Origin of the sequence: Pigmentiphaga kullae (assembly GCF_004216695.1) — a bacterium.
Classification (GTDB): domain Bacteria; phylum Pseudomonadota; class Gammaproteobacteria; order Burkholderiales; family Burkholderiaceae_B; genus Pigmentiphaga; species Pigmentiphaga kullae.
Genome location: NZ_SGXC01000001.1, coordinates 1,597,073 through 1,615,155 on the forward strand (window position 1 = coordinate 1,597,073; position 18,083 = coordinate 1,615,155).

An 18,083-nucleotide genomic window follows, 5' to 3' on the forward strand; every position below is an offset into this window, starting at 1 on the left:
GCTCCTGCGCAGCGGCGTCAATCCGGGCCGATCAATCCAGCGCGATGTTCAGCCGCTGGAGTACCAGCCCGAAGCGCCGGGTCTCGTCGGCCAGTTCCTTCACGTACTCCGCGCGTTCCAGCGCATAGGGCTCGTAGAACATCGCGTCGTAGCGCTTGAGGACCTCCGGATCGCGCAGTACCTGCGCCACGTCGCGCTGGATCTTGTCGGCCACCGCCGTGGGCGTGCCCTTGGGCGCCAGTAGCGCGACCGATCCCGCCAGGTCGAAGCCGGCAGGTCCGCCGGACTCCGAAATGGTGGGAACGCCCGGAAAGCCCGCCAGGCGCCGGGGCGCCGAGACGGCCAGGTAGCGCACCTTGCCGGCGCGCTGCAAGGGGCCGGCGCTGCCGCCGCTGCCGAAGGCCCAGGCCAGTTCCTTGTTGGCCACCGCGGCATAGAGTTGTCCCATGTCCTTGTACGGGACGTGCATCATTTCCACGCCCGCTCCCTGTTCCAGCATGGCGCCGCCGATGTGTCCGGGACTGCCGACGAACCACGAACCGTAGGTGACCGAGCCAGGCTTGGCGCGCGCCGCCTGGAGCAGGTCGCCGGTGCTGCGCAGGGGGCTGTCCACCGGGACGACCACGAAGAAGTAGTTGCGCAGCATGGGCGTGATGGGCTCGAAGTCGCGCATCAGGTCGTAGGGCAGTTTCTTGAACAGGTAGGGATGGGCGCTGGTCTGCGCGTTGTCCATCTGCAGCAGGGTGTAGCCGTCGGCGGGACTGCGTTTGGCGGCGTCGATGGCGATGAAGCCGTTGCCTCCGGGTTTGTTCTCGACCATGACGGGCTGCCCCCATTTCTGCGACAGCCGGTCGGCCACCAGCCGCAGCGCGACGTCGGGGCCGCTGCCCACGGGGAAGGTGGAGACGATCCGTACGGGTTTGGCGGGGTAGTCCTGGGCGAGCGCCGCGGATGTGCCGCACAGGACCAGCGTGATCGCCGCGAGCATGGAATGGATTGTTGGCGTTTTCATGATCCGGATTCCCGAAGGTTGAACAAGCCGCCCCGGGGGGAGGCCTTGCCACTGTGCCACCGCCAGGGCCGGATGGGGCGGGGCATAAGCGCTTTCGGGACAGGCAGAAGTATTTTGATGGCAGGCGGGCGCGCATAAGTTTTTTCGCCCCAGGAAGAAGCATTGCCGGCTGGCGCCTGCATCGCGGCGGGCCGAGAATAGGGGAAATCATTACCAGGACGTAGCGATGAAACTTTTCCCCAGCCTGCAGCTGCACATGCCGCAAATCGATCTGCAGGAAATCATGGAGCACCTGCGACACAACGAGGAGCGGCGGACCTATCCGCTATGGCAGGAGGACGACTGTCTGTGCTTCATCGCGCGTGGGCGTGAATACCGCAGCGAGTTCCACCTGAATCCCAGCCACGAAATGCAGTATTCGCTGAAAGGAGACCTGCATCTGCACTATCGCACCCCCGAGGGGGTGGAGAAGGTGGCGGTGGTTCCCGAAGGGCATTGTCTTTACCAGCCACCCATGGTGCCGCATTCGCCGCGGTTTGCGCCCGATGCGTTCCAGCTGGTGATCGAGCGCAAGCGCCGTCCCGGCGAAGTGGATCGCTTCCATTGGTTCTGCCCTTCTTGCGACAATCTGCTGCACGAGGAAAGCTTCATCGTCAGCGACTATGGCGCCGATCCTGTATCGCGGGCCTACGACAACTTCTGGGGTTCGCTCGATTTCCGCACCTGCAAGAAGTGCGGCACGGTCATGTCGGATCGCTGAGCGGGGGCGGTCATGAGCAATATCCTACGCACGCTGGCGGAGAAGGTGGAGCCGCGACATACGGCCCTGGTCATCGTGGACATGCAGAACGATTTCTGCGCTCAGGGCGGCTACCTGCAGCGCACCCGGGCCGAGAGCGGGCGCAATCCTATCCGGGTGGACGAGAATGCGTCCATTGCCGACCGGATCGGCGTGCTGGCGGACGGGGCCAGGGCAGCGGGCGCCATGGTCGCGTGGCTGCGCTCGGTCTACGACTTCAGGTATCTGGCGGACGCCCATGTCGCGATGCGAGAAGGTGAAGGCTGTTGCATGGAAGGCACCTGGGGAGCCGACTTCTTCCGTATCCAGCCCGGGCCGGAGGACGTGGTCGTGGACAAACACACGTTCAGCGGTTTTCACGAGACCGGGCTGCACGCGCAGTTGCAGGCGCGGGGCATCGGGACGCTGGTGATGACGGGCGTGGCTACCAATGTCTGTGTCGACTCGACTCTTCGGCACGGGTTTTTCCTGGGCTATCACATCGTGGTGGCCGAGGATTGCGTGGGCAGCGGCAATCCGGTGGGGCACGAAGGCACGTTGTCCACGGTCAAGGTGAACTTCGGCGAGGTCACGACCTCGAAAGAGTTGCTGCGATTGTTCGGTAGACATACTCCGGCCGGCGCCCCGCCTGTCCTCTGATGCTCCACACCAAGCACCTGCGCCCCTTCCTGGCCGTCGTGCGCCACGGCAACCTGGCCCGTGCGAGCGAGGAACTGCGCCGCGCCCAGTCGGCCGTGTCGCGTTCGGTGCAGGAGCTGGAGGGCTGGTTCGGCGTTGCGCTGTTCGAGCGCAGCGCGCGCCAGTGGCTGTTGACCGATTTCGGCCAGACGCTGCACCGGCGGACCGAGCTGGCGTTCACGGAACTCCAGCAGGCCTGTGACGCCTTGTGCGAGCGTTATCCCGAGTCGGCGCAGCGGTTGCGCACGGCGCCGTTCTTTTCCCTGGCGGTGCACGAGCGGCGCCTGGAATTGCTGTTCGCCTTCACCGAGCGCAAGCACATCAGCACGGCCGCGGCGGCGGTGGGTGTGTCGCAGCCGGCCGCCAGCATGGCGTTGTACGACCTGGAGGCCAGCGTCGGCGTGCCTTTGTTCGACCGCGCGCATGCCGGCGTCGCGCTGAACGACAGCGGCGAGCTGCTGCTGGCGCACGTGAAGCGGGCGCTGGCGCAACTGCGGCTGGCGGGTACCGAGATCTCGGCGCTGAAGGGCGTGATCGAGGGGCAGGTGGTGGTGGGGGCGCTGCCGTTCAGCCGGCCCTATGTGCTGCCGGTGGCGGTGGGGCGTGTGCTGGCGCAGCATCCGCGCCTGCAGGTGCGCACGCTGGAGGCGCCTATGGATACGCTGGTGGCCGGCCTGCGGCTGGGCGACGTGGATTTCCTGGTGGGCGCGCTGCCGGTGGAGCCGCTGGAAAGCGCGCTGGTGGTCGAGCAGTTGATGCGCGAGCCCATGGTGGTGCTGGCGCGCCGCGATCATCCGCTGGCCACTGCCGCCGCCCCGGATCTGGCCGACCTGATGGAGTCCGCGTGGGTACTGCCCCGGCAGGGCACGCCTACGCGCGAGGCGCTGGGCGCATGCCTGGCGCAGCATGGGTTGCCCGAGCCGCAGGTGGCGGTGGAGTCGTCGGATATTTCCCTGATCCGGGGGCTGCTGCTGGAGACCGACATGCTGTCGGCGGCCTCGCGTCAGTTGTTCCCTCACGAACTACGGGCAGGCATCCTGGTGGAGTTGCCGGTGGTTCTGGCGGGCACCGAGCGTTCCATGGGCATCCTGCGCCGCACGCAGGAGCATTCGTCGCCGGGCGCGCAATTGCTGATCGAAGCGATCCGCCGGGTATGCCGCGACGAGTCGGGGGCAAAAGATCAGAGGTCGGCGGCCGCCCGGCCGTAATGGTTGTTGGCCTGCACCAGCTTGGAGAGCAGGCGCATGAAGGTTTCCTGGTCTTTCTTGCTGAGCGGCGAGATCAGCCGTTGCTGGGCCCGCGTCATGCCGGCCTGCAACTGGCCCATGACCCGCAGTCCCTCTTCCGTGATGAAGGACTGCCGCGAGCGGCGGTCGTCGGGGTCGACGCGCCGGGTCAGGTAGCCCTTGCGTTCGAGCCGCTTGACGACGTCGGCGGTGGTGGTGCGGTCCAGTCCGAGTTCATGGCCGATGGTTTTCTGGTCGCTGCCCGGCTGCAGGGACAGGGCGGTCAGGATGCCGTACTGGACCGGGGTGATCTCGTTGCTGCATTCCTCGAAGAACATCGCATAGTGGATCTGGTTCAGGCGGCGGACCAGATAGCCCGAGCGCGACCAGAGCACCTGTTCGGCGGGATCGAAGGGATGCGAGGGTGTGTCCTGATCTTGGGAGTCCGCTTCGTTATGGGTCATCGTGGGGTGCTTCGCAGGGATACCGGCGCCGGTGGAAGCCAGCGCATTTTAGTCAGTATACTGCGGAAAACCGGCCATGGCCCATGCGCTACCGGCTGGCGGCGGCCCCCAGTGCCTGGAGCACTTCGTCGCGCGGCATGACGGCGGCGTATTTCTGCTGCATGTCGAACAGGTTGGCCTCGTGCGGGCCCAGGGCGCGGTCACCCACGCAGTCCGAGGCGACGATGGGGCGCAGGCCGTGGCACATGGCGTCCACGACGCTGGCGCGCACGCAGCCGCTGGTGACCGCGCCGGCCACGATCAGCGTGCGCACGCCGCGCTGAGTCAGCCATGCGGCCAGCGTGGTGCCGAAGAAGGCCGAGGGCAGCGTCTTGCGCACCACGAGTTCGCCGGGAGCCGGGGCCAGTTCGGGAACGATGGCGCTGGCCGGATCGTGTTCCTTCAGTTTCAGCAGGCCGGGCACCTTTTCCGTGAAGACGTTGCCATCGGCGTCGTCGTCGGCGAACACGATGCGCGTGTGGGCTACGGGCCATCCCAGCCTGCGGGCCTCGGCCAGCAGGACGGTGGTGCGTTCGATGGCGTCGCGGATGTTGCCGCCGCCGAACATGGCCGGATCGGCGAAGCCGTTGACGAAGTCGACGATCAGCAGCGCGGCCGGGCCCCGCAGTTCGAGGTCGGCGCCGAATCCCTGGCGCTGGTAGGTCGAGATTTCCTTGTGCATGATGGCTCCGGTTCTAGTCGAGGACCTTGCCGTCCACGACCATGTCCCGCCCGTCCAGGCTGACGGTGCAGCGGCGCAGCGGGATGTCGATGTGGCAGGCGGTGGTGCGGCTTCCGCCGGCCTCGTTGTTGGGACCGAGAGAGAACAGGAAGTTGCCTTCGAAGGCGCGGGCATCCATGCCTATGGTGGCTTCGCGGTCGTAGAGCCCCAGTGTGGACCAGCGGGCGCGCGGCTGCAATCCCCAGCCTATGTGCGAGATCGCGTAGGCCTCGGGATCGTCGAAGGATGCCATGTAGTCGCTGAGCAGGTCGGCGGACAGGCCGCCCTCGATGCGTACGGCGTAGCCGTTCTCCACCGTAAGCGCGATGGGGTCGTCCACGTAGCATTTCTGCGGCAGCAGGATGTCGCCGCGGTCGATGACGATGCGGCCGCTGGCGCCCCCCTCGTTCGGCCAGGTCAGCGCGAAGCCGCTGGGCCAGTGGTCCCAGCGTCCGGGCTCGTCGACGAAGCCGTATTCGCTGATGGCGGGGAATTCGCCCAGGGGGCAGCGCAGGTCGGTGCCGGCGGCCGAGCGCACGCGCATTTCGCGGGCGGCCTGGATGCGCGCGGCGGCGGTGGTGACGCGGGTCTTGTCCTGCTGATTGGGGACCATGCGCATCAGCACCTCGGGCGGTTCGACCGCCAGCAGGATCTTGGTGCCGGTCTGCAGGATCTCGTGCTGTTCGGGCGAGAAGAGCAGGGTCATGAGATCCAGGACGAGGTCGCTGGCCTTCAGGGCGGCGATGGCGGCGTGGTTGCCGGTCAGGGGCGTCGTGCCGAGGTAGGCCAGCGCGTCCCGGCTCAGGGCCTTCTCGCCGTTGACCGGCGGCAGGTCCAGCCGGTTGACGATGGCTCCCATGGACTGCGCGGCGATGGTGGCGCACGACAGGGTCTGCGGATGGGTGGAGGCGCTGGTCAGGATGGTCACCGTCTGCCCCGCCTCCAGGCGGGACAGCGTCAGCACCTGGCGCCAGGCTTCGATGAACGGATAGTCGCTGATGGCCATGATCTTGCCTGTGGTCTGGAGGTGGGAGGGATATCAGATCGAAACGCCGAGGAATGTGCCGAAGGCCTGGTAGAAGCCTTCCTCGTTGTCCCACGGAATCATGTGGCCGGCGCCGGGCACGCGAACCGTCTGCATCGAGGCCAGCAGGCTTGCGAACTCCGCGACATCGGCGTCCTCGACCACGCCGCCCCGCTCGGCGGTCATCAGCAGCACGGGCTGCCGGATCGCGGGCAGGTCGGCATGGATGTCGTCGGTGTGGAAGCCCTCGAAGCTGGCCAGTACCGCCTCCTCGTCGCAGGTGTGCAGCCATTCGGCGCGCAGGCGCAGTTGTTCCTCGGTCCAGGTGGGGCAGAACTCGCGCATGGCGGTCCAGTCCATGCCGGCGCGCGCCGCCTTCATCGAGTCCACGTACCAGGGCAGCTTGGCGGGGTAGGGGCGGCGGCCGGGACCGGAGACGGGCGGGTCGACCGCTACCAGGCGGGCCATGGCGGGCATGCCGATGCGCGCGGCGCGCAGGCCGATGCGGGCGCCCATGGAGTGGCCCACCACGCTGGCGCGCGCCAGGCCCAGCGCCTCGGCCAGCGCGATCAGGTCTTCGGCCTGGGCGTCCAGGCTGTAGTCCAGGCCGGGGGCGGCGGTGGACAGGCCGCGGCCGCGCACGTCCACGACGTAGGTATCGAAGTGCCGGCCCAGGCGTTCGCCCACGAAGCCCCAGGTGATGGCGGGACTGGTGATGCCGGGAACGACGATGACGGGATCGCGCGAGGCGCGTTCGCCGTTGGCGCCGCCGTAGCGCAGGTAGTGCTGGCGGATGCCGTTGGCGCGCACGTTGGCGCCGTAGAGGAAGTGGCTGTCGGGCATGATGGGTGGCTTGGTCAAGGACGTCTCCGTGGGGGGGCGGCTCACAGGCCGAGGATCCGCGCCGCGTTGCCATGGCAGATGGCTTCGAGCTGGGCGCGCTCCAGGGGAGCGGTGTCGATGAAGCGGGCGGCGGCCTCGGTCGATTCGTACGGGTAGTCGACCGAGAACATCACGGCGTCCACGCCCATCTCGCCCACCGCGCCGACCAGCGTGGGATGCGAGCACACGCCCGAGGTGGTGATGAGCAGGTTGGTGCCGATGTATTCCGACGGCCGCCGCTGCAGGCTGATGCCGTAGGGGTAGGCGGCGAAGCGGCTGTCGAAGCGCCAGCGCTGGAAGGGCAGGCCTTCGCCCATGTGGCCCAGGATGACCTTGAGCCTGGGGAAACGGTCGAACACGCCGCCGAACACCAGGCGCAGCGCGTGGCTGGCGGTTTCCACGCCCCAGCCCCAGCTGGCGCCGGCCAGCACCGGCGCGCCGTCCAGCGCGTGCAGCGGTTTCCACGGGTCGATGGGGTGCAGGTACATGGGTACGTCCAGTTCCTGCATCCGTTCCCAGAACGGATCGTATTCGCGCCCTTCGTAATAGCGTCCCAGCGTGTGGCCGTTGACCAGCGAGCCCTTGAATCCCAGCTGCTTCACGCTGCGCTCCAGTTCGCGCGCCGCCTCGTGCGGATCGTGCATGGACAGCATGGCGAAGCCTGCATAGCGGTCCGGCCGCCGCGCGATCCGCTCGGCCAGGAAGTCGTTGTTCTCGCGCGCCCGGCGCAGCGCCAATGCCGTGTCGGGCTCGGCCTGCACGCCCGGTCCGGACTGGGACAGCACGACCCGCTCGATGCCGGCCTTGTCCATTTCATCGAGCCGCAGTGCGTCGAAGTCGGCCAGGCGCTGGCCCAGTTCCTTCATGGTGGCCGGGTCGATGAAGTTCAGGAAGGCCTTCGAGTAGGTCTCGAAGCCCGGCATCATGAAGTGTTCTTCCAGCGCGATCTTGCGTAGCGTAGTCAATTCCATTCCTCCTAGACGGGGTAGACCAGGTCGTTGGCGATCACCGACGATTCGTGGATCACCTGGCGTTCCCGCAGCAGCAGTTCGTCGCCATCGCGCACGAACCGGTCGTGATAGGTGCCGGCCAGGTGCAGCGTGGTGGGGCCCTCCACCAGGGTCTGGAGCAGCACGTAATTGCATTGGGCCCAGATCTCCTGGCCTTCCTCGGCGACGATGCGGGGGGAGGACAGGATGTGGGTCATGGTGCGGGGCGCGAACATCTGCGTGCGCGAGATTGCCACCGCCCGGTCGTGCAGCATGGGGCGCCCTTCGGCATAGACCAGGCCCACCGGCATGTCCAGCTCGGCGTTCTCGCGCGCAGTGATCCGGTAGACGCAGTCCTCGGTGAAGAAGCGCGGCCATTCCTCGATGTGGCCGCTGTCCAGCACTGCGCAATACTCGATGTTGAAATGCTCGACCAGCGGCCGCAGCTCCGCCGCCCGCCGCGCATCCACCCGCGAGGGCGCATAGCCTGAAAGCTGCAATGTCATCATGCTTGTTCCCATCCCATGACTTTCCTGTAGTACCGGTACATGCCGCGTATGGCGGCTTCCGAGATCAGCGAGGTGGCGGTGCCCACGTTGCCCGCGTCCAGCTTCACGACGTTCATGTCCAGGCTGCTGCGGCGCACACCCTCTTGCACGAACTTCATGGCCTCGTTGTCCTCCAGGCCCAGGAAGCCCGCCGGTCCCATCAGGTTGCCCTGGCGCAGGCGGTGCCGGGTCATCTCGGGCGTGTCGTCCTCGTAGCCGAACATGGTCCAGATCATCAGCATGCTGTGGGGCCCGTTGGGCACGATCTGCCGCACGCCCAGCGTGTTCATCTCGCGTTGCACGACCAGATTGGGCCAGATGGTCTGCATGGTGACCGACCAGGGCGAGTCGAATTCCTTCACGAACTCCAGGAAGCGGTCGTCCTGCAGCCGCATGCCATCGTGGAAGGAGCGCATCTCCTTCTTGTTCTCCTCGCTGACGGCGGCGTACTTGTCTTCCTTCTTGGCCGAGGCCATGGTGCCGTGCCGGTGGTGCACGGGGTCGGCGATCATGGCCGAGTCGTTGCCCGCGACCAGCAGGCCGAACACCACCAGGAACGAGTGCAGCAGCGTGGCGTGGTACGGATCCTTCAGGTTCTCGTGGTACATCTTCCAGTTGCAGGGCAGCTCGTTCTTGTAATAGCCCAGGATCTTGAGCGGCTTGCCGGGGAAGACGACGTCGAAGTCTTTCAGGATCTCGGGCGTCAGGTACTCCTCCAGCGGCTCCACGTCGGGCGAGTACGACGCGAAGACCACGCCGTGCCGGGTCGTGACATGCAGCTTGAGCAGGCCGTGTTCTTCATTGCGGAACTCGCGCGGCATGCCGCCCTGCTTGTTCACGCCGCGCTTGAAGGGAATGCCCTGCAGGTTGCCCTTCAGGTCGTAGGACCACTGGTGGTAGGGGCAGACGAATTCCTTCGCGTGGCCCCGGCTGCTGCGGCAGAATTCCGCGCCCCGATGCGCGCAGCGGTTCTCGAATACGTGGATGCTGCCGTCGTCGGCGCGCGAGACCACGACGGGCACGGGGCCGACGTAGGAACGCTTGTAGTCGCCCGGGTTGGGGATCTCGGCCTCCAGCGCGACGAAGTTCCACGCGCGGCCCTTGAAGACGCGCTCCATCTCGCGCTCGTACACCGATTGGCTGGTGTAGACCCAGTCCGGGATCAGGTGGTCGTCCGCCGGCCAGGCATAGTCATCGGCGGCACCGTTCTTGGCGCCGACCGTGTAGTCGAGGATTTCCTGGTTCTTGTACATCGTGCTTCCTTTCGTTCCGGGTCTAGGCGGACGCCGGGCCCAGGGCCAGGCGCGCAAGCTGTTTGGCGGGGATGGCGGGGTCGGCCAGTGTTTCGGGCGGGCAGGCCAGGCGGCGGCCCAGCACGCCGCGGAAGGCGCGCAGGTCGCCGCCGGCGTTGATGGCGATGGCGTGGACCAGACGGTCGCCGTCGATGCCGAAAAGCATGGCCTTGCCCGGCTCCCGGCCTTCCGGCAACTGGCCGCGCAGCCGGTAGGCCAGGCCGGGCGCGCCATGGCCCAGCATCTGGATGTTGCAGCCGAACTGATCGGTCCAGAACCACGGCGGCGGCGACGGTTCGGCATCCTGGCCCAGCATCGCGGCCGCGGCGATGCGCGCCTGCTCGTTGGCGTTCTGCCAGGACTCGAGGCGGCGATGCGTGCCGGTGGCGGCATCGAAGCCGCTGGCGCAATCGCCCGCGGCGTAGACGTCTTCGGCGCTGGTGCGGCAGCGCGCGTCCACCTGGATGCCGCCGTTGCCGGCATCGATCAGCAATCCGGCCTCGCGCGCCAGCGCCACGCAGGGCACCTGGCCCACGGCGACCACGGCCCGTTCCGCGCGCAGTTCGCCGGCGTCCGCCAGCGTGGCGGCGATCCCGCCGGCGACGGGGGCCAGGTCCGACAGCTTCGCGCCCAGGTGCAGGCTCACGCCATGGGCCTGCGCGCGCGCGGCCAGCCAGCGGGAGACCTCGGGCGGCACCGCGCGGCCCAGCAGCGCCGGCCCCAGTTCGATCACGGTCACGTCCAGGCCCAGCGCGCGGGCGGTGGAGGCGATCTCCAGTCCCAGGAAGCCGCCGCCGATCACCAGCAGGTTGCGCGCGGCGCGCAGGGACGCGCGCAGGCGCTGCGCGTCGTCCAGCGTGCGCAGGTAGTGGACCCCTGGCGTGCCGGGCGGCAGGGATGGCAGGACGCGGGCGTCGCCGCCGGTGGCGAGCAGGCAGGCGCGATAGGGCTGGATCGTGCCGTCCTCCAGGTGCAGTTCGCGCCGCGCGGGATCGAGCCGGACGACGCGCCGGCCCGTTTTCAGCGCGACGCCGGCCTGGACCTGGAAAGGTTCGGGAAGCAGGCCGATATCGGGCAACTGTTCGTCGGCCAGTACGGCCTTGGAAAGGGGCGGGCGTTCGTAGGGGGCATGCGGCTCGTCGCCGATCAGGACAAGTTCACCGGCGTGACCGAGTTCGCGCAGGGCGCGCGCCGCCATGGCGCCGGCCTGGCCCGCGCCGACGATGACCAGGGGCGCGGCGGTGTCATTCGACGGCGACATAGACGGCCTCGTCCTCGACCTTGACCGGATAGATCCGGATGGGCTGTGTGGCCGGCGCGCAGCGCGGCTCGCCGGTGCGCAGGTCGAACTGCGCCTGGTGCAGCGGGCACTCCACGCAGCCATCCTCGACATAGCCGTCGGTCAGCAGCGCATATTGATGGGTGCAGACGTTGTCGGCGGCGAAGAATTCGCCGCCGCTGCGGAACAGGGCGAGGTCGCGGCCGTCCAGCTTGAACGGCATGCCGGCGTCGTCTTCGACTTCGTCCACCGCGGCGATTCGTGTCCAGTTCATGATGCTTCCGTTTATCAGTATGCTGAATTTCGTGATGCGGCCCCGCGCGCGGGGCCCGCGTGGGTTAGCGGCGGCCGAACAGCCCGCCCACGCCTTGCTTGAATTGGGACCAGAACGCTTTCATGCCTATGCTCAGCATGTTCAGCTCTTGAGGCGGCGGCGCGGTCCGGCCCGCGCCGCGCCGGTTCTGGTTCAGGGCCTGCTGCGTGGCCGCCAGCACCGCCTGCGCCTGGGCCAGCACGGCTTGCGCTTGCAGCAGCAGGGCCTGGGCTTCGGGCGAGGCGGGCGCGTTGCCCGATCCTGCCGCCGGCCGGGGCGGGACCGCCTCGCCCTGCGCCGTGGCGGCAGGCTGCACCGCCGCCGTGGGCATGGGCACGGCCGGTTCCGCCGCATCGGCATCGTCCTGCAAGGACGCGGCCAGGTTGTGTTCGAACTGCTTGAGGATGTGGCCCGCGACCTCGGCGATCATGCCGCTCCCGCGCCCGTACTGCGCCACCGCGCCGGACAGCTGCAACTGGGTGGTGACGGTGACGTCGGTGCCGCCGCCCGCGGCGGGGACCAGCGCGAAGCTGAATTCAGACTGGGCCGAGCCGCGGCCCTTGGGATCCAGGCCGGAGCCGCGCAGCCAGGCGATGTGTTGCGCGTCGTCCTTGCGCACCAGTTCGGCCTGGCCGTCGAAGGCCAGCTTGATGGGACCCAGCTTGACCGACACCGAGCCCAGGTATTTGTCGTCGCCCAGCGCTTCCTTGAGCCGGGCCCCGGGCAGGCACGGCAGGATGCGGGGAACGTCCAGCATCAGTTTCCAGGTTTCTTCCAGCGGCAGCGGGACGTGAAAGTGATTGGTGAATTCCATGGCGTCTGCGATCGAGTCAAGGGTTGGTGCTGGGCGCCGTCGTGTCCAGGGCCGGCGGGTCGAGCAGCTCGGCCAGGCGCACCGGGGTCAGCGGGAATTCGGTAATGCGCACGCCGCGGCCGTCCAGCGCGTGCTCGACGGCGCCTATCACCGCGGCGGCCACCGCCAGCGTCGCGCATTCGCCTATGCCCTTGACGCCCAGCGGGTTCAAGCGGGTGGGCGAGGGCTGGAAGATGACCTCGATGGGGGGCACCTCCGGCGCAGTGGGCAGCAGGTATTCGGCGAAGGTCGTGGTCAGGGGCTGGGCGTTGTCGTCATAGCCCATCCATTCGAACAACGCGTTGCCGATGCCGTGCACCACGCCGCCATGGACCTGGCCGTGCGCGATCTGCGGATTGATCAGGTTGCCGCTGTCCTGCACCGCCACGTAGCGCAGCACGTGGACGGCGCCGGTCAGCGGATCGACCTCGACTTCGCAGGCGTGCGACGAACCGGCGTAGGCCTGCGCGTCGCAATGGAAATGAACGGTCGCGTCCAGGCCAGGATCGCCCGGAACGGGCAGCGCGTAGCCGGGCACGCCCTTGAGCAGCATGGCCAGCCGGGCCAGCGGGACGCGCTTGGCGAAGTCCGGGGTATGGACCTCGCCCTGGCTCAGCGTCAGCTCGCCCGCGTCCACGCCCAGGACGGCGGCGGCCGTGGCCAGCGCCTTGTCCCTGACCTTGGCGGCGGCCTCGGAGACTGCCGAACCGGCCATCATGGCCTGGCGGCTGGCGAAGCCGCCCATGCCGTAGCCGGAGAGGCCCGTATCGCCCGCCGAGACTTCGACCGCCTGCGGCTCCACGCCCAGGTGCGCCGCGCACAACTGCGCCAGCGTGGTCTTGATGCCCTGGCCCATGGCCAGGGCGCCGGTATGGACCACGATGCGGCCGGACGGGTGCACGCGCACGCGCGCGGTTTCATAGGGGCCGCGCCCGGTGGGCTTGACGCTGTTGGCCACTGCGATGCCGCGCAGCAGGCCGGCGCGTGCCGAGGCTTCCCGCCGCTGCGCGAAGCCGTCGTAGTCGATGGCCCGGGCGGCGGTGGCCTGGAGCGCGGGAAAGTCGCCGCTGTCGATGACCAGCGGCACGCCGGCGCGCGACTTGAGCGGCTTGGTGTAGGGAATCTTTTCCGGGGGAATGAGGTTGCGCCGGCGGCATTCGAGCCGGTCGATGCCTGCGGCGCCCGCCAGCCTGTCCATCATGCGTTCCATGACGAAGGCCGCCTGCGGATAGCCGGCCCCGCGTATGGTCGCGACCGGCACCTTGTTGGTGTAGGCCACCTGCACGTGCAGCGAGAACGCCGGCACGACGTAGGGTCCGGTCATGGACGAGGCGGCGTTGTACGGGACGTTGGTGCCCTGGGGCGTATAGGCGCCGTGGTCGTGGACGAAGCCGCCGCGCACGCCCAGCACGCGGCCGTCGCGGTCGGCGGCCACCGAGATGCGCCAGAACTGGTCGCGTTCCTGGATGGTGGTCAGGAAGTTCTCGCGGCGGTCCTCCACCCACTTGACGGGGCGGCCCAGCGCGCGGGCGACGGCCGGCACCACGATCTCCTCGGGGTAGATCATGAACTTGGCGCCGAAGCCGCCGCCCACGTCCGGCGTGATCACCCGCAGCTGGTCCTCGGGCTGGTCCAGCATGTGGGCGATGGTGTAGTGCAGTTCGTGCGCCATCTGGGTCGAGGACCAGACGGTCAGCATGCCGGTGGCGGCCTCGAGCATGGCCACCACGCCGCGCCCTTCCATGGGGTGGCCGCAGCCGCGATGGACCCGGAATTCGTCGTCCAGCACGATGTCGGCGCGGGCGAAGGCCGCGTCGCAGTCGCCATAGGCCAGGGTGTAGTCCTGCAGCACGTTGCTGGCCAGCTCGGTGCGCACCCGGGGGGCGTCGTCGCGCACGGCCTGCCTGCAGTCCGCGACGGCGGGCAAGACCTCGAACTGCGCCTGCACGGCGGCCGCGGCGTCCTCGGCCTCGTGCCGCGTCCGGGCCACCACCACGGCGTAGGCCTCGCCCACGAAGGCGACCTCGTCGCCGGCCAGCGCGAAGGGCGTGGTGTCCTCGGGCAGGGCCGCCAGCGGAAAGCCCAGCGGCATGCGCCACGAGGTGATGTGTCCGAACAGGTCCTGGCGGGTATAGACGGCGACCACGCCGGGCATGGCGCGCGCCTGGTCCGCGTCCACCCCACGCAGCCGTGCGTGGGCATGCGGGCTGCGCACGAAGCAGGCATGCAGCGCGTCCGGAACGGGCACGTCGTCCAGGAAGCAGGCCTTGCCCCGCAGCAGCGTTTCGTCCTCGACGCGGCCGGGGCTCGCGCCCATGCCGGGGATGGCGGTCAGCTGGCGTTCAGCGTGCATGGCCGCCTCGTTCGCGCAGGAGCTGCGCGGCGCGCAGCGCCGCCGCCACGATGTTCTGGTAGCCCGTGCAGCGGCATAGGTGGCCCGACAGCACGTCGCGCACGGTGTCCTCGTCGGGGTCGGGATTGGCGGCCAGCAGCTCGGACAGCGACATCAGGATGCCGGGCGTGCAGAAGCCGCATTGCAGCGCGTGCAGTTCATGGAAGGCCTGCTGCAGCGGGTGCGTGTCGTGTTCGTCGGGGGCCAGACCCTCGACGGTGGTGATGGAGCAGCCCTCGCCCTGGACCGCCAGCATCAGGCAGCTGCGCGCCGAGACCCCATCCACCAGTACCGTACAGGCGCCGCAGACGCCGTGCTCGCAGCCGACGTGGGTGCCGGTCAGCTTCAGTTCGCCGCGAAGGAAGTCGGCCAGGTGCAGGCGCGGGGCGGCCATGCCCCGGCAGGGCTTGCCGTTGACGGACAGGTGCACGGGGCGGGTGTCTTGCGTCGTTGCCATGGGAAATCTCATCTCGTTGCGCGCTCGAGCGCGCGGGTGATCGCACGGCCGGACAGGACGCGCGCCAGCCGCTGGCGGTACCAGCCGGGCACGTAGGCGTCGGAGCTGGCCTCCACCGCGCCGCACAGCGCGGCGGCCCGTTCGATGTCGGCGGCGTCGGCCTTGGTGCCCAGCAACGCCTGTTCGGCCAGGCCCATGCGCACGGGCGCCGTCGATACGCCGCCCAGGGTGATGGAGCAGCGTTCCACCCGGGCATCGGCGCCGAAGCGCAGCAGCACGGCGGCCGAGGCGATGGCGAAGTCGCCGTGCCGCCGCGAGAACTCCAGGAAGCTCCAGCCATGCCCTGGTTCCCAGGGTTGCATCGACACGCCCACCAGCATCTCGTCGGCCTCCATCGCCGGCGTCATGTAGCCGGCGGGAAAATCCGCCATCGCCAGACTGCGCGTGCCGGCGGCGCTGGCCACGTGGATCCGCGCGTCCAGGGCCATGGCGATGGTGGGGATTTCGGCCGACGGATCGAGCTGGCACAGGCTGCCGCCCACGGTGCCGCGGTTGCGCGTCTGCCGGTGGCCGACGTTCAGGATCGCTTCGCGCAGGATGGGCAGACGGTCCCGGACCAGGTCCGAGAACTCGACGTCGCGTTGGCGGGTCATGGCGCCGATCCGGATGGTGTCGCCCTCGTCGCGCAGGTAGGCCAGTTCCGGGATGCGGTTGATGTCCACCAGGCAGTCCGGGAACGCGAACCGCATGTTCAGCATGGCCATCAGCGACTGGCCGCCGGCCAGCACCCGCGCGTTGTCGGTGCCGGCCAGGCATCGCAGCGCCTCGTCCAGGCTGCGCGGCGCCACGTAGTCGACAGCGGGAGCTTTCATGGCGCCTTCAGATCTTCGACAGGTCGAGGGCCGAGGCGGCGAACAGCTCCTCGGGCGCGACCCGGCGGCGCGACAGGCCCTGCTCGTGGTGATAGCGCGCGAAGGTCTCGATCACGTGGTGGTTGGCGGGCAGGCCGTAGGGCCAGTAGTCCTCGCCCATCAGCGCCTTGGCCTCGTTGTGGTGATGCACCATCCAGGGCAGGGTGACCGCCAGGTGGCAGATCTCGTCCAGTTCCTTGACGGCCAGCGCCTTGGCCTTCAGGAAGGCCTTGTAGACGCTGACCGGCAGCCACGGGTTCTCTTCCACCAGCGACTTGCGTATGCCCACCATGTGCATGATGGGAAAGATGCGGGTGCGGCGGAAGTAGTCCTTTTCGGCGTCGATGTAGTCGCCGAACAGGCGGCCCACGTTGGGCGCGCCGCGCAGGAAGCAGGACGGCGCGCGGGCGCCGATGTAGCCGTCGATCTCGCCGGACTCCAGCATGCCCGACAAGGTCTTGTCGTCGGGGATCTGCTGCAGGTCGATGGACGGATCCAGTTCGATGGGCGCGCGTTCGCCCCGGCCCGGTTCCTCGACGCCGCCGCGCCGCCACTTGATGTCGGCCGGCTTGACGCCGTATTCGTCCTCGAGGATGCCGCGGATCCAGACGTTGGCGGTGATCTGGTATTCAGGCACCCCTATGGTCTTGCCCTTGAGGTCCTGCGGGCGCTGGATGCTGCGGTCGGTGCGCACGTAGATGCCCGACTGGCGGAAGACCCGCGACAGGAAGGCGGGCACCGCGACGTACTTGTTGTCGCCGCGCGCCGTGGTCATCATGTGGCTGCTCATCGAGATTTCCGTCACGTCGAATTCCTCGTAGCGGAAGGCGCGGTGGAAAGCCTCTTCCGGCTCCAGCGGCACGGCGCGCACGTTGCAGCCCTCGATGGCGACGCGGCCGTCGAACAGGGCCTGCGTGCGGTCGTAGTTGCCTACGGAGAGGCTGATGTTCAGTTTGTTCATCGGTTTTCCTTGTCGTGGATGCGGGAAGCCTTAGTCCGCGCTCAGGCCGATCTTCCTGGCCAGCGCGGCAAAACGGTCGATGTCGTCGTTGACGATTTTCTGGAACGCGGCCGGACCTTCGTCGGCGGTGGTGTAGCCCAGGTCCTCCAGCCGCTTGCGCATGGCGTCGGTCTTCATGATGGCCGACACCGTCTTGTAGATGTCCATCTTGACGTTCTCCGGCGTGCCGCCGGGAACCGCCAGGCCCTGCCACTGACTGAGATTGAAGCCGGGCGCGCCGCTCTCGGCCACGGTGGGCACTTCGGGCACGGCCTTGGAGCGTTCGCCGGAGGTGATGGCCAGCGCGCGCAGCTTGCCCGACGAGATGTAGGTCAGCGCGCCGGAGATGGTGACCACCGCCAGGTCCACCTGTCCGCCCAGGACGTCGACCAGGGCAGGGCCACAGCCTTTGTACGGCACGTGTACGTTGCTCATCTTGAACTCGATGTTCATCATCTCGCCCGCCAGGTGCGGATCGGTGCCGGCGCCGCAGGAGCCGTACGACAGCTTGGACCCCGGCTGGCGGCCCGCCGCCACCACGTCGGCCAGGGTCTTGAAGCGCGAGGACGCCGGCACGACCACCAGCATGGGAGCGTAGGCGACATTGATCACGGCCGCCAGATCCTTCTTGGGGTCGTAGCCCAGGTTCTTGTAGATGGCGGGCGCCAGGGAATAGGCGTCGTTCATCATCAGCAGGGAGTGGCCGTCCTTGGGCTTGCCCGCGACGATGCGGGTGCCCACGGTGCTGCCGGCACCAGCCTTGTTGTCGACGATGACGGGCTGCCCCAGCTTGCCGAGCTGGTCGCCGATGAGCCGGGCCAGCATGTCGACCCCGCCGCCCACGGCATAGGGGACGGTGATCTCGACCGTCTTGACAGGGAAGGTGGGGGCTGCCTTGACCTCGGCCCGCGCAGCGGGCAGGAGGGCGGCGGCGAAGGCCAGGGAGCACAGCAGTTGGACGGGCATCTTGGTCAGCATGGAGGAGCTCGCAGGGGTCGGGTTGATCGGGTCGTGGGCGCACCGGAGGTGTGCCTTGATGCACCAAATTACTCAGTAGGCTGAACAATATGCTCACTGTACTGAGTATTTGGCCGGCCGCTCATTGGGGGAATCACCTAATGATGAGGAGTGCGTGCCCCGGATGCGTGTGCCGGCCGGTCATCGACCTGTCTGCTTGCAAGTTCCGGACCAGATGGGGGAAGGC

Annotated in this window: 19 protein-coding genes; 3 read left to right on the forward strand and 16 right to left on the reverse strand. The window is 68.3% G+C overall.

What is annotated here, in order from left to right; translation table 11 throughout:
* Nucleotides 1-31 precede the first annotated feature (31 nt).
* Nucleotides 32-1,012 carry a Bug family tripartite tricarboxylate transporter substrate binding protein gene (locus EV675_RS07840; protein WP_130356742.1) on the reverse strand — a complete coding sequence of 327 codons (981 nt, stop codon included), beginning with the start codon at nt 1,010-1,012 and terminating at the stop codon, nt 32-34.
* Between the two features lie 226 nt (nt 1,013-1,238).
* Here EV675_RS07840 and EV675_RS07845 point away from each other — a divergent pair, with 226 nt between their 5' ends.
* Genes EV675_RS07845 through EV675_RS07855 form a run of 3 tightly spaced genes read left to right on the forward strand, consistent with a single transcriptional unit; the run spans nt 1,239 to nt 3,697 of the window.
* Nucleotides 1,239-1,772, forward strand: coding sequence for a 3-hydroxyanthranilate 3,4-dioxygenase (locus tag EV675_RS07845; protein WP_130356743.1), 534 nt, complete (start codon nt 1,239-1,241; stop codon nt 1,770-1,772).
* A gap of 12 nt (nt 1,773-1,784) precedes the next feature.
* Nucleotides 1,785-2,450, forward strand: a complete 666-nt coding sequence (locus tag EV675_RS07850; protein ID WP_130356744.1) for a cysteine hydrolase family protein — start codon at nt 1,785-1,787, stop codon at nt 2,448-2,450.
* A complete protein-coding gene (locus EV675_RS07855) occupies nt 2,450-3,697 on the forward strand; it encodes a LysR family transcriptional regulator (RefSeq protein WP_130356745.1) in 1,248 nt (415 codons plus the stop codon). Before EV675_RS07850 ends, EV675_RS07855 begins: the two co-directional genes overlap by 1 nt.
* On the opposite strand, the gene EV675_RS07860 is transcribed toward EV675_RS07855, so the two are convergent.
* The 15 genes from EV675_RS07860 to EV675_RS07930 form a co-directional block, all read right to left on the reverse strand.
* Complete coding sequence (locus EV675_RS07860) at nt 3,670-4,179, reverse strand: MarR family winged helix-turn-helix transcriptional regulator (protein WP_130356746.1); 510 nt, start codon at nt 4,177-4,179, stop codon at nt 3,670-3,672. The two genes, EV675_RS07855 and EV675_RS07860, sit on opposite strands and share 28 nt — an antisense overlap.
* Nucleotides 4,180-4,267: 88 nt before the next feature.
* Nucleotides 4,268-4,900, reverse strand: a complete 633-nt coding sequence (locus EV675_RS07865; RefSeq protein WP_124687589.1) for an isochorismatase family protein — start codon at nt 4,898-4,900, stop codon at nt 4,268-4,270.
* Nucleotides 4,901-4,913: 13 nt separating this feature from the next.
* On the reverse strand, nt 4,914-5,945 hold the full coding sequence (locus EV675_RS07870; protein WP_130356747.1) for a 2,5-dihydroxypyridine 5,6-dioxygenase NicX family protein: 1,032 nt from the start codon (nt 5,943-5,945) through the stop codon (nt 4,914-4,916).
* Nucleotides 5,946-5,978: 33 nt separating this feature from the next.
* Complete coding sequence (locus EV675_RS07875; protein WP_130357946.1) at nt 5,979-6,806, reverse strand: alpha/beta fold hydrolase; 828 nt, start codon at nt 6,804-6,806, stop codon at nt 5,979-5,981.
* 41 nt (nt 6,807-6,847) lie between these two features.
* On the reverse strand, nt 6,848-7,810 hold the full coding sequence (locus EV675_RS07880) for an amidohydrolase family protein (protein WP_130356748.1): 963 nt from the start codon (nt 7,808-7,810) through the stop codon (nt 6,848-6,850).
* A gap of 11 nt (nt 7,811-7,821) precedes the next feature.
* On the reverse strand, nt 7,822-8,334 hold the full coding sequence (locus EV675_RS07885) for an aromatic-ring-hydroxylating dioxygenase subunit beta (protein ID WP_423213219.1): 513 nt from the start codon (nt 8,332-8,334) through the stop codon (nt 7,822-7,824).
* A gap of 5 nt (nt 8,335-8,339) precedes the next feature.
* Nucleotides 8,340-9,635: an aromatic ring-hydroxylating dioxygenase subunit alpha gene (locus tag EV675_RS07890; RefSeq protein ID WP_130356749.1), complete on the reverse strand. Its 1,296-nt coding sequence runs from the start codon at nt 9,633-9,635 to the stop codon at nt 8,340-8,342.
* Between the two features lie 22 nt (nt 9,636-9,657).
* A complete protein-coding gene (locus EV675_RS07895) occupies nt 9,658-10,935 on the reverse strand; it encodes an NAD(P)/FAD-dependent oxidoreductase (RefSeq protein ID WP_130356750.1) in 1,278 nt (425 codons plus the stop codon).
* Nucleotides 10,919-11,227 carry a non-heme iron oxygenase ferredoxin subunit gene (locus tag EV675_RS07900; RefSeq protein WP_124687595.1) on the reverse strand — a complete coding sequence of 103 codons (309 nt, stop codon included), beginning with the start codon at nt 11,225-11,227 and terminating at the stop codon, nt 10,919-10,921. The genes EV675_RS07895 and EV675_RS07900 overlap by 17 nt, the downstream gene beginning before the upstream one ends.
* A 64-nt stretch (nt 11,228-11,291) precedes the next feature.
* Complete coding sequence (locus EV675_RS07905; RefSeq protein ID WP_423213220.1) at nt 11,292-12,023, reverse strand: SRPBCC family protein; 732 nt, start codon at nt 12,021-12,023, stop codon at nt 11,292-11,294.
* Between the two features lie 73 nt (nt 12,024-12,096).
* Nucleotides 12,097-14,472, reverse strand: a complete 2,376-nt coding sequence (locus EV675_RS07910; protein ID WP_130356752.1) for a xanthine dehydrogenase family protein molybdopterin-binding subunit — start codon at nt 14,470-14,472, stop codon at nt 12,097-12,099.
* Nucleotides 14,462-14,968 carry a (2Fe-2S)-binding protein gene (locus EV675_RS07915; protein WP_130356753.1) on the reverse strand — a complete coding sequence of 169 codons (507 nt, stop codon included), beginning with the start codon at nt 14,966-14,968 and terminating at the stop codon, nt 14,462-14,464. Before EV675_RS07915 ends, EV675_RS07910 begins: the two co-directional genes overlap by 11 nt.
* An 8-nt stretch (nt 14,969-14,976) precedes the next feature.
* The gene (locus EV675_RS07920) at nt 14,977-15,840 is read right to left on the reverse strand and encodes an FAD binding domain-containing protein (protein ID WP_130356754.1); all 864 of its coding nucleotides are present in this window, start codon (nt 15,838-15,840) and stop codon (nt 14,977-14,979) included.
* A gap of 7 nt (nt 15,841-15,847) precedes the next feature.
* Nucleotides 15,848-16,840 (reverse strand): ABC transporter substrate-binding protein, encoded by a 993-nt coding sequence (locus tag EV675_RS07925; protein WP_130356755.1) that lies wholly within the window; start codon nt 16,838-16,840, stop codon nt 15,848-15,850.
* A 30-nt stretch (nt 16,841-16,870) separates the two neighbouring features.
* Nucleotides 16,871-17,857 carry a tripartite tricarboxylate transporter substrate binding protein gene (locus EV675_RS07930; RefSeq protein WP_130356756.1) on the reverse strand — a complete coding sequence of 329 codons (987 nt, stop codon included), beginning with the start codon at nt 17,855-17,857 and terminating at the stop codon, nt 16,871-16,873.
* Nucleotides 17,858-18,083 lie beyond the last annotated feature (226 nt).

Bases quoted from the DNA above. Each gene is read 5' to 3' on its own strand.
- EV675_RS07840 (WP_130356742.1), bottom strand. From the start codon at position 1,012: ATGAAAACGCCAACAATCCATTCCATGCTCGCGGCGATCACGCTGGTC.
- EV675_RS07845 (WP_130356743.1), top strand. From the start codon at position 1,239: ATGAAACTTTTCCCCAGCCTGCAGCTGCACATGCCGCAAATCGATCTG.
- EV675_RS07850 (WP_130356744.1), top strand. From the start codon at position 1,785: ATGAGCAATATCCTACGCACGCTGGCGGAGAAGGTGGAGCCGCGACAT.
- EV675_RS07855 (WP_130356745.1), top strand. From the start codon at position 2,450: ATGCTCCACACCAAGCACCTGCGCCCCTTCCTGGCCGTCGTGCGCCAC.
- EV675_RS07860 (WP_130356746.1), bottom strand. From the start codon at position 4,179: ATGACCCATAACGAAGCGGACTCCCAAGATCAGGACACACCCTCGCAT.
- EV675_RS07865 (WP_124687589.1), bottom strand. From the start codon at position 4,900: ATGCACAAGGAAATCTCGACCTACCAGCGCCAGGGATTCGGCGCCGAC.
- EV675_RS07870 (WP_130356747.1), bottom strand. From the start codon at position 5,945: ATGGCCATCAGCGACTATCCGTTCATCGAAGCCTGGCGCCAGGTGCTG.
- EV675_RS07875 (WP_130357946.1), bottom strand. From the start codon at position 6,806: ATGCCCGACAGCCACTTCCTCTACGGCGCCAACGTGCGCGCCAACGGC.
- EV675_RS07890 (WP_130356749.1), bottom strand. From the start codon at position 9,635: ATGTACAAGAACCAGGAAATCCTCGACTACACGGTCGGCGCCAAGAAC.
- EV675_RS07895 (WP_130356750.1), bottom strand. From the start codon at position 10,935: ATGTCGCCGTCGAATGACACCGCCGCGCCCCTGGTCATCGTCGGCGCG.
- EV675_RS07900 (WP_124687595.1), bottom strand. From the start codon at position 11,227: ATGAACTGGACACGAATCGCCGCGGTGGACGAAGTCGAAGACGACGCC.
- EV675_RS07905 (WP_423213220.1), bottom strand. From the start codon at position 12,023: ATGCTGGACGTTCCCCGCATCCTGCCGTGCCTGCCCGGGGCCCGGCTC.
- EV675_RS07910 (WP_130356752.1), bottom strand. From the start codon at position 14,472: ATGCACGCTGAACGCCAGCTGACCGCCATCCCCGGCATGGGCGCGAGC.
- EV675_RS07915 (WP_130356753.1), bottom strand. From the start codon at position 14,968: ATGGCAACGACGCAAGACACCCGCCCCGTGCACCTGTCCGTCAACGGC.
- EV675_RS07920 (WP_130356754.1), bottom strand. From the start codon at position 15,840: ATGAAAGCTCCCGCTGTCGACTACGTGGCGCCGCGCAGCCTGGACGAG.
- EV675_RS07925 (WP_130356755.1), bottom strand. From the start codon at position 16,840: ATGAACAAACTGAACATCAGCCTCTCCGTAGGCAACTACGACCGCACG.
- EV675_RS07930 (WP_130356756.1), bottom strand. From the start codon at position 17,857: ATGCTGACCAAGATGCCCGTCCAACTGCTGTGCTCCCTGGCCTTCGCC.